Raw genomic sequence first — 13,245 nt, 5'->3', positions numbered from 1 at the left:
CCGGTAAACTTCGGGACCCGTGGTCTCGTCCAACAGGCCATGTCCTCCCTCAAGTACGCCCTGCGGACGCTCTTCAAGACTCCGTTCGTGACCGCCATCGCCATCGTCTCGCTGGCGCTCGGCATCGGCGCCAACGCGGCCATCTACTCCTGCTTCAACCAGATGCTGGTCGAGTCGCTGCCGGTGCCGCGCCCGGCCGAGCTCGTCAACCTCTCGGCGCCGGGCCCCAAACCCGGCTCGCAGAACTGCGGGCAGGCAGGCGATTGCGACACGGTCTTCAGCTACGCGATGTTTCGCGATCTGCAGAAGGTGCAAACGGTGTTCACCGGCGTCGCGGCGCATCTGCTCTTCGACGCCAACATGTCGTTCGCGGGCCAGACGCTCAACGGCGAAGGACTGATGGTCTCGGGGAATTACTTCCAGGTGCTGCAGACACGACCTGCTCTCGGGCGGCTGTTCGATTCGAACGACGATCGCCTGGTCGGCGAGGCGCCGGTCGCGGTCCTGAGCCACGACTACTGGACGTCGAAGTTCGGCGGCGATCCGAACGTGCTCAACCAGACGATGATCGTCAACGGCCAGACGCTCACCATCGTCGGCGTCGCGGCGCGCGGCTTCGACGGGACGACGCTCGGCGCCCGGCCGGCCGTCTTCGTGCCGATCACGCTGCGGAGCGCGATGCACCCGGGCTGGCGTGCCTGGGACAACCGCTCCAACTATTCGCTCTATCTCTTCGCGCGCATGCGGCCCGGCGCCGCCGTCGAGGGGGCGCGCCAGACGCTCGACGCGCAGTACCACGCGATCGTCAACGACGTCGAGGCGCCGCTGCAGAAAGGCATGAGCGACGCGACGATGACGAAGTTCAGGGCCAAGCACGTGCTCGTCGAACCCGGCGGCCTCGGCCAGAGCAGCGTGCGCCGCGAGGCCTCGACCCCGCTCTACCTGCTGCTCGGCGTCACCGGCTTCGTCCTGCTGATCGCCTGCGCCAACATCGCCAACCTGCTACTGGCGCGCTCGGCGGCGCGCGCCGGCGAGATGGCGGTGCGGCTGTCGATCGGCGCGAGCCGCAGCCGGTTGATCGGCCAGCTCCTGATTGAGTCGCTGCTGCTGGCGCTGCTCGGCGGCGTCGCCGGCCTCTTCGTCGCCAAGGGCACGCTGGCTCTGATCCTCGCGCTGATGCCGGCTGAAGTGGCGCAGACGATGGCGTTCACGCTCAGCGGACGCGCGATCGCGTTCGCCGGCCTGCTGACCATCGGCACCGGACTCCTGTTCGGGCTCTTCCCGGCGCTGCACAGCACGCGGCCCGATCTCGTCTCGACGCTGAAGGGGCAGGCCGGGCAGCCGTCCGGCGCGAAAGGGGCGGCGCGCTTCCGCCTCGCGCTGGCGACCACGCAGATCGCGCTATCGATGCTGCTGCTCGCGGCCTCGGGATTCTTCGTCAAGAGCCTGATCCAGGTGAGCCGCGTCGATCTCGGCATCAAGATCGACAACGTGGTCGCCTTCAGCCTGTCGCCGCGGCTGAGCGGCTACACGACCGAGCGCACGCGCCTCTTCTTCCAGCGCGTCGAGGAGGAAGTGCGGACGCTGCCCGGCGTCACCGCCGTCACGCTCTCGACGGTACCGGTCCTCTCGGGCAGCAACTGGGGCAACGACGTCGCCGTGCAGGGATTCGACGCCGGTCCCGATACCGACAGCAACTCCCGCTTCAACGAAGTCGGGCCGGGCTATTTTTCGGCCATGGGAATCCCGATGATGGCCGGCCGCGAGTTCACCGACGCCGACGTGCGCGGCGCGCAACAGGTCGCCATCGTCAATGAGGAGTTCGCCAGGAAGTTCGGCCTCGGGCGCGACGCCGTCGGCAAGATGATGGGCTCTGGGCAGGGCTATCGCAGCAAGCTCGACACGCTGATCGTCGGCATCGCGCAGAACGCCAAGTACAGCGAGGTGAAGCGCAAGATTCCGCCGCTGTTCTTCAAGCCGTATCGCCAGGACCAGGCCATGGGATCGGCCTCGATCTACGTGCGCACGTCGGCCGATCCCGCGACGTTCGCGGCCGCGGTCACCGCCGCGGTCAAGCGCCTCGATCCGAACCTGCCTATGGAAAACCTGAAGACGCTCACCCAGCAGGTGCGCGACAACACGTTCCTCGACCGGATGATGACGACGCTGTCGTCGCTCTTCGCCGGGCTGGCGACGCTGCTGGCGGCGGTCGGCCTCTACGGCGTGCTCGCCTACACGGTGTCGCAGCGGACCCGCGAGATCGGGCTGCGCATGGCGCTCGGCGCCGGCCCCGGCCGCGTCCGCACGATGGTGCTGCGGCAGGTGGCGTGGATGACCCTGATCGGCGGTCTCATCGGGCTCGCTGGCGCCGTCGGCGTCGGCTACAGCGCCGGCTCGATCCTGTTCGAATTGAAGGCATGGGATCCGGCGGTGCTGGCCATCTCGGCCGCGCTGCTGACGATGGTCGCCCTCGCCGCCGGCTTCGTGCCGGCGCGCCGCGCCTCGCTCATCGATCCGATGCGCGCGCTGCGATACGAGTAGCGGGACGCTACGACTCGCGCAGCGTCACCATCGGGTCGACGCGCGTCGCCCGCTGCGCCGGCACGTAGCAGGCGATGAACGCCACGATCGCGATGAAGACGGCGACGCCGGTCAGGGTCGCCGGGTCGGTCGGCTTGACGTTGAAGAGCTGTGCCTGCAGCAGACGCGTCAGGCCGAACGAGGCGACGAGCCCGGTCACCAGGCCGACGATGGTGAGACGCAGTCCCTGCCCGAGAATCATCCCGAGCACGCTGCCGCGCGTCGCGCCGAGCGCCATGTGGATGCCGATCTCGCGCGTCCGCTCGCTCACCGAGTAAGACAGAATCCCGTAGGTGCCGATCGCAGCCAGCGCCAGCGCCAGGCCGGCGAAGATCGCGAGCAGTTCGGCGAGGAAGCGCGGCCGCGACGCGGCATCGGCGAATACCTCGTCCATCGTCCGCAGCTTGACGATGGGCAGCGTCGGGTCCTGCGCGCGCACGGACCGCTGAATCTCCTGCGCCAGCGCCCCCTCTGGCACGACCGAACGAATCACGACGTTCATGCTGGTCGGTGCGAAGCCCGTGAGCCGCGGCCCCTGCTCGTTGAGAAAATAGAGCTCGGTGCCGGTCTTGCTCGCCATGCCGCCCTGCTTCACGTCGCGGACGACGCCGGTGATCGTGAACTGCGTGATCCCCTTCGGCCCCTGGCCGGTGAAGACGTTGACGCGGTGGCCGACCGCCTCGAGGCCGCGGAACGTATAGAACGTCTTTTCCAGCGTCTCGTTGACGAGCAGCACCGGCGCGCCGTTGACGTCCGCCGTGTCGAAGCCGCGTCCCTTGACGATCGGAATCCCCATCGTCTTCAGGTATTCGAGGCTGACGGCCTGGTAGTAGTCGACGTTCTCGGCCGGCTGCCCCTGCTGCGCCGTGTAGTCGTCGAAGTCCGTGTCGTTGGCGTTGACCGGCCGGTTCGGCGGCAATCCCGACATGGAGGCCACGGCGGTCACGCCGGGGTACTCGCGCAGTCGATCCTGCAGGCGGTTGAAGAAGGCAAGCCGATCCTCCGCCTTCTTGTAGGTGGACGGCGGCAGCACGATGCCGAACGTCGTCAGCCGGTCGCGATTGAAGCCGGCATCAACGGTCATCAGCTTCTGGAAGCTGCGCACCAGCAGGCCGGCGCCGACGACGAGCACCACTGCGAGCGCGACTTCGGCCATCACCAGGCCGCTGCGCACGCGGGCGCGGGCCGAACCGGCGGTGGCGCGTTGACCGCCCTCCTTGAGGGTGAGCGACACGACCTGCTCGCGTAGGTGCAGCAGCGGCGCCATCCCGAACACCAGGCCGGTGACGATCGACACTACCAGGGTGAACACCAACACTTTCCAGTCGAGCGAAATCTCGAGCGCGCGCGGAATGCTGTCGGCATTCGCGGCGAGCAACCCGCGGACCCCGGCGTAGCCCAACCCGGCGCCGAGGGCGCCGCCGATCAATGCGAGGACGACGCCCTCGGTGAGGAACTGCTGCAGCAGGCGGCCGCGTCCGGCGCCGAGCGCCGAACGGATCGCGAATTCCTTCTGCCGCGACTCCGCCCGCGCGAGGATCAGGTTGGCGAGATTGGCGCAGGCGATGAGCAGGACGAAGCCGACCGCTCCCTGCAGCACCCAGAGCGCGGTGGCGATGCTGCCGACCATGTCGGACTTCATCGGATGCATCTGGATGAGGTGCACGAACGGCACACCCGTGGTGACGCCCGGCGGCAGGGTGCCGGGGGTCGGCGAATGCTTATTGCCGCTCAGCCCGCGCCACTGCGTAATCATCGAATCGAGGTCGGCTTGTGCCTGGCCGGCGCTGACGCCGTCCTTGAGCCGGCCAATCATGTAGAGGAAGTGGCTGCCGCGGCGGTTCGCAAAGGTCGTCGGGTCGATCGTCAGCGGCAGGATCACCTCGACGCGCTCGTCGTGGATGTCGTAGCCGGACGGCATGATGCCGACGACGCGGGTCGGGGCGCCGTCGATCTGGACGACCCGGCCGACGACGCTCTCCTCGCCGCCGAAGTTGCTCTTCCAGGCGGCGTAGGACAGGATGGCGACGCCCTCGGCCCCGGGGGCCGAGTCGTTGGCGTTGAACGTACGGCCGCGCAGCGACGGCACGCCGAGCACGTCGATCAATTCGGGCGTGACGACCATGCTGTTGACGCGCCGCGGCTGTTCCGGCGTGCCGAGGTTGACGGAGCCGTCACGGTAGGCGCCGACGTCCTTGAACGACCTGTTGCGCTCCTTGAACTCCGCCCACTCCGGCAGCGAAATCCAGAAGCGGTCGAACCCGAGATTCGGGAAGGTGCTCGTCAGGAGCATCAGGCGGTCCGGCCTGGGGTACGGCAGCGGCTTCAGCATCACGCCGTTGACGACGCTGAAAATGGCGGTATTGGCGCCGATCCCGAGGGCGAGCGTCAGGATCGTGACCGCGGCATAGGCCGGGCTCTTGAGCAGCGTGCGGAGGGCGTAGCGCATGGGATGGGCTGCGATTAATATCGAAACGCAACTATTTGACGACAACGGCCGTAAAATGGTTGCGAAAGAAGATGACGCGCGTCGACCTCGGTGACATCGAGCATCTGGTGCTCCTGGCCATCCTGCGGCTGGGCCCGGAGGCTTACGGCATTCCCATTCTGGACGAAGTGTGCGCCAGCAGTGGACGCGAGGTGTCCCGCGCGACCGTCTACGTCGCGCTGAAACGGCTCGAGCAGAAGGGTCTCCTGACGTCGAAGCTCGGCGAGAGCACGCCGGAGCGGGGCGGCCGTGCCAAGCGGTTCTTCAAGCTGAAGCCGGCCGGCCTCAAGGCGCTGCGCGAATCGCGCGAGATGTTCTTGTCGCTGTGGCGCGACTACGAAACCGTGCTGGACAACGCGTGATGCTGTTCGCCCGCTTCATCCCCGCCATCGACCGTGAGGCGATCCTCGGCGATCTCCTCGAGGAAGCGGAGTGCCGTCGTTTGCGGGGCCGATCCCGTTCGCTGTGGCTGGCCGGTGAGTGCGCCGCGATCGCCGCCGGCCTGTCGGCGCAGCGGCTGCGCGGCTGGTTCGTGGCGCCGCCCGTGCACGAGGTCGTCGCCGGCCTGGCCCTCGACGGCCGCACCGCGTTCCGCGACGGCGCCCCGCTGACGCTGCTTCGGGCGGCCCTGTTCGTCGCGTCGGTGGCGACGCTCGTCCTCGGCGTCGAGCTGCTGGTCGGTTCGCTGATGCGCGCGGCCGGGTTCTGAGGTCTGACCCCGCCTGAGACGAGACACGACCGCGGCGCGGCTCACCGGCCGCGATTGACCACGACGATACCAGCCAGTACGACCGCGCCGCCGGCGAGCTGCAGTGGCGTCAGCGGCTCGCCGAGCAGGAGCCAGGCGAGGAACGCGGTCGACGGGACCTGCGCCAGCAGTCCCACCGACGTCAGCGTCGCCGGCAGGTGGCCGAGTGCGTAGACGAGCGCGTAGTACGACGCGAGCTGCGAGACGAGGCCGAGCGCGACGAGCGCCAGCCAGGCGCGCGGCGGATAGCCGGTCAGCGGGAAGCGCATCGCGACGCACACGATCAGCATGGTCAGGATGCTGCCGGCAATCGCCAGCGCGTTGAAGGTCAGCGTGTCCATCTCGCGGCGGACCCGCTCGGTCGTCACCAGGTAGCCGGCGAAAAAGAAGCTGGCGGCGATCGCCATGAGGTTGCCGAACACCGTGATCGGCGCCGAGCCGGCGTGCACGGGGCCGACCATGATCAACAGGCAGCCGACGACCGAGAGCGACAGCCCGATCCAGAACGCGGCGCGCGGACGCCGGCGCAGCACCAGCCAGGTGAGGATGCCGACGAAGATCGGCGTGTTGTTGCCGAGGATCGACGCGACCGCGGCGCCGGTGTGCATGACCGAGGTATTCCACAGCGCGATGTCGAGCGCGAAGAACACGCCCCCGAACACCGCGATGACCGCGGCGCGGGAGGCGATCGGCCGGGTGGGGCCACGCATCAGCCTCCACGGCAGCAGCACGACGCCCGCCACCAGTACGCGGTAGAACGCGGAGACCGCGCCCGGCACACCCGCCCAGCGGACGAGGATCGCCGACCAGGCGATGCCGGCGATCGCCGCCAGCAGCGCGAGGTAGGCGGGTACCCGAGCTGAACGGTTCGCAGGCGGCACGCGTCGTGATTATGCGATGACCTGGGAGAACAGAAAATGTCCAATCACGAAAAGGCTGAGACGATTCCCTTGATGATCGGTCGAGTCATCTTCGGCGGCTTCTTTCTCTACAACGGCATCAATCACCTGCTGCACGCCGATCAGATGGCCGGCTACGCAGAGGCCAAGGGCATACCGGCCGCGAAGCTCGCGGTCCAGGGCAGCGGCGTCCTGTTGGCGGTTGGCGGCTTCAGCCTGCTGACGGGCTACAAGCCGAAGCTCGGCTCGGCATTGATTACGACGTTTCTCGCCGGCGTGACGCCGACCATGCACGCCTTCTGGAATGTGGAGAACCCGCAGGCACGCCAGGCCGACATGATCAATTTCATGAAGAACGTCGCGCTGGCCGGCGCCGCGATGATCGCGGCGAGCCACCCGGAACCGTGGCCGGTGTCTCCCGCAGCGTGAGCTCAGGAGGACGTCTCAGCGGGCGCCCGTCAGGACGAAGAGCGTCGAGTTGCTGCGATAGACCGTGTAGAGATAGCCCTTGCCATCGGCAATGACTGAGTTGACGAGCATGTAGATGACGCCCGTCTGGTCCTGCGGGCCGATCTCCAGAATCGGCGTCCGCGCGCCTGATATCAGGCTCACCCGATAGAGCCGTGTCGGGACCTGTTTGCGCTGATAGAAGAAGGCCGACGCGCTGTCGGATGCGAACGCCACGAACTCATCCCCAGGATCGAGAGCCTTTATCGCGATCGGCGCGGCGCGGCCGTCCGGGTCCTGAATGAAGGACCCGTGCTCGCTCGCTATCGCGACCCGGCCATCGGGCAGGACGGCGCCCTGGCTCCCCTCGGACGCGATCGCGGTCATCGCGCCGCCGGCGATCGGCTGTCGATAGCAGCGGCCCTTGGCACCGGACTCGCCTCCGCAGAGGAGGACGCTCGCGCTGTCGGGGAACCAGCCGTCGAAGTGAAAGACGCTCGGTTTGACATCGAGTGTACGGGGCGTGCCGGCGCCGGTCGGATAGACCACGAGGCGATCGGTCGAGAATATGGCGGCGGCGACCCATTTGCCGTCCGGTGACAGTTCCATCGCGTTGCCGGGACCGAGGCGGACGGCCGGCGCGCCGTCGGTCGTACGCAGCGACGTGGCGTAGTCGGGTCCGGCGCTCCAGTTTTCGTCGCCGAATGCGAGCAGACGCCCGTCGTGCGACAGCGACACGCCATACGAATGGTCCAGCCACGAGAGGTCGCGCTCCCGTGCCTCCCCCGGCAGCTTCGCTCGCACGCTGGTGCGGTCTTCGACGCCTGCGATCAGCCAGCTTCCGTCGCCCGCGACGTCGTACACTTCGGCCGACGCCATGGTGTGCGCGGCAATCCTCGGCGCACCGCCTCCCGAGGCCGGCACGATGTAGATTTCAAGACCCGCAGGCGTCTGGCCGGCCGCGGCGCCATAGACCAGCGCCGATCCGTCAGTCGTCCAGGCCAGGCCCTCGACACCCCAGTACTCGCCGGTGAGCGACAGGATCTTCTTCGACCTGTCGACCACCTTGACCGACCCGCGGTCGTCGTAGCGAAAACGATGCTCGAAGAATGCGACCCGGGTGCCGTCGGGCGACACGCGAATGTCGCTGAGGTAGCCGTTGGCTTCGTAGAGCCGCGTGCCGGCCGGGTACTCCAGACGGCTTGGCCCATCGTCCAGCGTCTGGATCACGGCGATCGCCGATCCGTCCGGCGACCAGTCGGCGTCGTTGACGTGTTCGATCCACGACCGCGGCGCGCCGCCGACTGAGAGACGCGCGAGCGTGCCGTCGAACACGCGATGCTTCTGCAGCACCGCGCCCGTCAGGATGGCGAGTTCGCCTTTGCTCGACACCGAGAGGAGGTGGGTATCGCTCAGGCCGAGCGGTTGTGGAACGACGGAGCCCTGGCGCAGGACAAACAGCTCCGGCGCGGTGCCCGTCCTCGCTGCGCTATACGCGATCGCGCCGTCGGGCATGAACCGCGCGTTGGTCAGGAACAGCGGTTCGAAGGTCTTGCGCTCGAACACAAGAGGCGACGTGCTGCCGCTGTGTCCAAGCCGATAGCCCGCGATACCGGCGATGGCGACGAGGACGAGGGCGGCGGCCGTAATCTTCGGCCAGCGCGCCGATCGGCGAACGGCGGCGACCGGCGCGACACCCGACGCCGTTCCCGGCGACGACCCGGAGAGCGCCTCGAGCGCAAACGCGACGTCGCGGGCCGTCTGAAAGCGCTCGTTGACGTTTTTTTCGAGCGCGTGCCGAAGGATGCGCTCGACGGCCGCCGGCAGGTCGCTTCGCGTCGCGGCCAGCTCGGGCGGATCCTCGTTGAGAATCGCCGTCATCGTCTCGGCCGGCGTCTCGCGCTTGAACGCGCGCTGGCCCGAGAGCATTTCGTAGAGGACCGCGCCCAGCGCGAACAGATCCGCGCGCTGATCCACCGTCTGTCCACGAATCTGTTCCGGCGCCATGTAGCCGACCGTGCCCATGACGGTGCCGGGATCGGTGACGATGCGCACCGTCTGGGTGGCGCTTTCGGCAGTGCCGGCCGCCGCGCTCGCGAGACCGAAATCGAGAATCTTGACCTGTCCGTCGGCCAAGAGAAACAGGTTCTCGGGCTTGAGGTCGCGGTGCACGATGCCATTGGCATGCGCGGCGGCCAGACCCCGAGCGACCTGCACCCCGATCTCCACGGCCTTCCGCGGTGGTAATGCCCCGCCGCGCAGCCGATCGCGCAAGGTCTCGCCGTGGAGCAGTTCCATCACGAGGTAGATCTGACCGTCGTGGAGACCGGTGTCGTAGATCGCCAGGATGTTGGGATGCGAGAGCGCGGCGATCGCCTGAGCCTCGCGCTCGAAACGCGCACGACGCGCCGGATCGCCGGCAAAGGACGCCGACAGGATCTTGATCGCGACGTCGCGCTGAAGGCGCGTATCGCGGGCGCGATGCACCTCGCCCATCCCGCCGGCGCCGACGGGAGCGAGGATCTCGTAGGCGCCGAAGCGTGTGCCGGGCGTCAGGCCGAAATCAGCCGCCAACCTTGCGCTTTCCCGGCGTCGGCGGCGCCGGCTCCTTCATCAATCGCTCGACCGGCTTCTCCTTCAACATGCGCAGCCCTTCCTGCACGGCGCGCTCGAGCTGGGGGTCGTGGCCGGCGATCACGTCCTTCGGCCAGTTCTCCACGTCGACGTCGGGAGCGACGCCCTCGTTTTCGACCGCCCACTTGCCGTCGCGATCGAAGAAGCCGCCGCGCGGCGCGATCATCGAGCCGCCGTCGATGAACGTCGGCGTGTCGGCGGTATGGACGAGGCCGCCCCAGGTGCGTTTGCCGACCAGCAGGCCGACCTTGCGGTGCCGGAACATGTAGGGCATCAGGTCGCCGCCGGAGCCGGCCATTTCGTTGATGATCATCACCTTGGGTCCCCAGATCCCGGCCGCCGGGCTCGTGAACGGCACGCGATCGCCGGCAACGTTGTTGAAGTAGCCGTCGAAATCGCGCTGCAGCACGTCGATGATGTAGTCCGCCGCCGAGCCGCCGCCGTTGTAGCGTTCGTCGACGATCGCTCCCTTCTTGTCCTGCTGCGAGAAGTAGTAGCGATTCATGCTGGTGTAGCCGGGCTGGCCGGTGTTGGGCAGATACACGTAGGCGAGCTGGCCGTTCGACAGCTTGTCGACGAGCCGCCGGTTCGCCTCGACCCAGGCGCGCGTGCGCAGCGTCTGCTCGTTGGCGACCGGGATCACCGTCACCTGTCTGGCCCCCTCCATCGCCGGACGGCTGTTGATCGCCAGCACCGTCTGACGGTTCGCCGTGCCGTCGAGCAGGCGGTAGATGTTGTCGGGCGCCTTGAGCTCGATGCCGTTGACGGCGACCACGAAGTCGCCGACCTTGACGTCGACGCCCGGCGCGGCGAGCGGCGCGCGCAGATCCGGATTCCAGCTCTCGGTGTCGTAGATGCGCGCGATCTTGTAGCGGCCGCTGTCGACGGTGAAGTCGGCGCCGAGCAGGCCGCCAATCGACGGCGGCACGTCGGGCATGTCGCCACCGCGGACGTACGAGTGGCCGATCGAAATCTCGGCGCCCATCATGTCGAGCAGGTAGTTGAGATCGGCGCGGTGATTCACGTACGGCAGGAACTGGCCGTACATCTCCCTGTCCTTCGCCCAGTCGGTGCCGTGCATGTTCGGCACGTAGAGATAGTCGCGCTGGTTGCGCCAACCCTCGTCGAAGATCTGCCTGAACTCGTCCTTCGGCTCGAGATACATCCGCAGCGTCGCGTTGACGCGCCCCTGTCCTGCCGCCGGCGGATTGCGATCCGCGTCGACGAGAAACAGTCCCGGACCGGTGGCGCCGCCAGCCGGACCGCGGCCGCCGCCGCGGCCGCCGCCGCCGGTCCGATACAGCAGCTTGCGCCCGTCGGCGCTGACCGCGTAATCGGCCGCGCTGGTGACGAACGTCGCAGCACGGCGATCGCTGAGGCGGTAGCGGATGACGGCGTTGCCGCCCGCCGCGCCGCCTCTCCCGCCGCCATCGTCTTCGCCGGCCGCCGCGGCCTGCTCGTAGAAGACGGTGCCGGCAACGCCGGGCAGCAGCTTGTCGTAGTCGCGCACCGGCACGTTGGGAATCGCGACGATGCGCTGCGACAGGCCGTCGAAATCGATCTGGACGGTTACCGGGACGCGCGGCGCGCGGTCCGGCTGCTCCTGCGACGCCGCCGCGTCGCCACGCGGGGCGGAGTCGCCCGCCTGGTCCGCGGCCGCACCGCGTCCGCCACGGCCGCGGCCGCCCGGGGCCTCAGGCGTACCGCGTCCTGGCGCGAAGGTGACGCCGGTGTCTTCGTCGCTCTCAGGCAGGAGCGGGCTCGGCTCCCCCTTCTTCAGCACCGCGAGGTACAGCCCGAAGTTCTCGTTGTGGTCGTAGGACGTCATGTCGAGCCACTGCGACCGCAGGCCGAAGTCGGTCGAGGCCAGGAACCACACGTACTTGCCGCTCGCGTCCCAGACTGGCCAGGTCGCGTCCGCCAGGCCGTCGGTCACCTGCTTCGATTCACCCGTCTCGACGTTGCTGATGAAGATCGCCTTGTAGAGCGTGTTGAGGTGGGCCGCATAGGCGACGTACTTGGAGTCGGGACTCCACGAGGGATTCTCGGTGCGCTGCGGCACCATCCACGGATCGCGGCCGACGATCCGTCCCTCGCCGCTGGCGACGTCGAGCACCCACACGCTCAGGTTGGTGTCGGTATAGAGCAGGCGCTTCGAGTCGGGCGACCACGACGGCGTGTAGTAGTGAAATTTCCCTTCGAGCGGAATCTCGCGCGGCGTGCCGAGGCCGTCCTGCGGCTCGATGATCAGCTTGTACTCGCCGGACTTGTCGCTGAAGTACGACACGTACTTGCCGTCGGGCGACCAGGCCGGATCGCGCTCGGCCGATCCGCTCGAGTGCGACAGGTTGCGGACGTCCCCTTTTTCGACGGGGATCGTGAAAATCTCGCCGCGCGATTCGACGACGATCCGCTTGCCGGTCGGCGACAGCGCGATGCTGGTCATCCGCGCCGTCACGTCCTCCCAACGCGGCATCATCCACGGAAAATCTCCGGCGGCGGTAATCGGGACGATCTTCTCCTTGCCGCTCTTCGCGTCCAGTTCGTGGATCTGCCCCGCCTGCTCGAAGACCACGGTGCTGCCGCTCGCATCCAGCGTCTTGACGTCGAAGTCGGTGAACTTCGTCGCCTGCGCGAGCGTCTTCGCCCTGGTGTCGAAGCTCCACACGTTCGACACGCCGTCGCGATCCGAGAGGAAGTAGACGGCGTCGCCGACCCAGACCGGGTCGATGTCCTTCGAGTTGGTCCACGGCGGCGAGACGAGCTCGTAGGTCTTGAGGTCGACGATCCAGATCGGCCGGTTCTGGCCGCCGCGGTAGTTGCGGCGCTCCTCGTCCCAGGAGTTGTTCATGCGATACGCGATGTGCGTGCCGTCGGACGAGATCTTTCCCTGGTAGCCGCGCGGCAGCGCCATCGGCTCCTCAATGCCGCCGTCGGCCGGCACCGTCCAGAAGCGCGGTGCGCCGGTCGGCGCGGCAGTGGCACGGCTCGACGCGAAGACGATCGATTTCCCGTCTGGCGTCCAGCCCTGCACCGCGTCGGCGCCCGGGTGCCAGGTCAGCCGCTTCGGCTCGCCGCCGTCGGCCGCGACGACGTAGACGTCGACGTTGCCGGCGTACTCGCCGCTGAAGGCGATCCAGCGGCCGTCTGGCGAGAAGTGCGGGTTGGTGGTCTGCCCCTGGAAGCTGGTCAGGCGGCGCGCGGCGCCGCCAGCCCGATCCACTGTCCAGATGTTGTTGGCGTAGGCGAAGGCGATCTGCGTCGCGCTGACCGTCGGCATCCGCAGCAGCTTGGTCGGCGCGCCGTTGGCCGCCGGCCGGCTGCTCAGTGCGGACACGATCAGCGTGCCCGCGGCGCACACCGCGGCGAGCGACGAGTTCTTCATGCTCTTGTCTCCAATTTCACCTCGCCAAGGCCCCGGAAGAGCCGCGGTTCGCGCCGGAGCGCGT

8 protein-coding genes are annotated in these 13,245 nt (G+C 68.0%); 4 read left to right on the top strand and 4 right to left on the bottom strand.

Annotation, left to right across the window (positions count from 1 at the left end; all coding sequences use genetic code 11):
• Positions 1–39 precede the first annotated feature (39 nt).
• The gene (locus VGI12_01220; GenBank protein HEY2431263.1) at positions 40–2,541 is read left to right on the top strand and encodes an ABC transporter permease; all 2,502 of its coding nucleotides are present in this window, start codon (positions 40–42) and stop codon (positions 2,539–2,541) included.
• A 7-nt stretch (positions 2,542–2,548) separates the two neighbouring features.
• Here the strand turns inward: VGI12_01220 and VGI12_01215 are convergent, their stop codons facing one another.
• The gene (locus VGI12_01215) at positions 2,549–5,029 is read right to left on the bottom strand and encodes an ABC transporter permease (protein HEY2431262.1); all 2,481 of its coding nucleotides are present in this window, start codon (positions 5,027–5,029) and stop codon (positions 2,549–2,551) included.
• A 71-nt stretch (positions 5,030–5,100) separates the two neighbouring features.
• On the opposite strand from VGI12_01215, the gene VGI12_01210 reads away from it, so the two are divergent.
• Both VGI12_01210 and VGI12_01205 read left to right on the top strand, forming a co-directional pair.
• Entirely contained in the window at positions 5,101–5,430 is a 330-nt protein-coding gene (locus tag VGI12_01210) for a helix-turn-helix transcriptional regulator (protein HEY2431261.1), read from the top strand.
• Positions 5,430–5,777 (top strand): hypothetical protein, encoded by a 348-nt coding sequence (locus VGI12_01205; protein HEY2431260.1) that lies wholly within the window; start codon positions 5,430–5,432, stop codon positions 5,775–5,777. The genes VGI12_01210 and VGI12_01205 overlap by 1 nt, the downstream gene beginning before the upstream one ends.
• A 41-nt stretch (positions 5,778–5,818) precedes the next feature.
• On the opposite strand, the gene VGI12_01200 is transcribed toward VGI12_01205, so the two are convergent.
• Positions 5,819–6,697, bottom strand: coding sequence for an EamA family transporter (locus tag VGI12_01200; GenBank protein HEY2431259.1), 879 nt, complete (start codon positions 6,695–6,697; stop codon positions 5,819–5,821).
• Positions 6,698–6,769: 72 nt separating this feature from the next.
• Here VGI12_01200 and VGI12_01195 point away from each other — a divergent pair, with 72 nt between their 5' ends.
• Positions 6,770–7,144 (top strand): DoxX family protein, encoded by a 375-nt coding sequence (locus VGI12_01195; protein HEY2431258.1) that lies wholly within the window; start codon positions 6,770–6,772, stop codon positions 7,142–7,144.
• Positions 7,145–7,159: 15 nt separating this feature from the next.
• Here VGI12_01195 and VGI12_01190 read toward each other — a convergent pair whose 3' ends face one another.
• Complete coding sequence (locus VGI12_01190; GenBank protein ID HEY2431257.1) at positions 7,160–9,736, bottom strand: protein kinase; 2,577 nt, start codon at positions 9,734–9,736, stop codon at positions 7,160–7,162.
• Positions 9,726–13,181 (bottom strand): PDZ domain-containing protein, encoded by a 3,456-nt coding sequence (locus VGI12_01185; protein HEY2431256.1) that lies wholly within the window; start codon positions 13,179–13,181, stop codon positions 9,726–9,728. The genes VGI12_01190 and VGI12_01185 overlap by 11 nt, the downstream gene beginning before the upstream one ends.
• Positions 13,182–13,245 lie beyond the last annotated feature (64 nt).

The organism is Vicinamibacterales bacterium (genome assembly GCA_036496585.1).
Classification (GTDB): Bacteria; Acidobacteriota; Vicinamibacteria; order Vicinamibacterales; family 2-12-FULL-66-21; genus JAICSD01.
The sequence above is the reverse complement of the archived record's forward strand: the minus strand, read 5'-3'. Positions and strand labels throughout refer to the sequence as shown.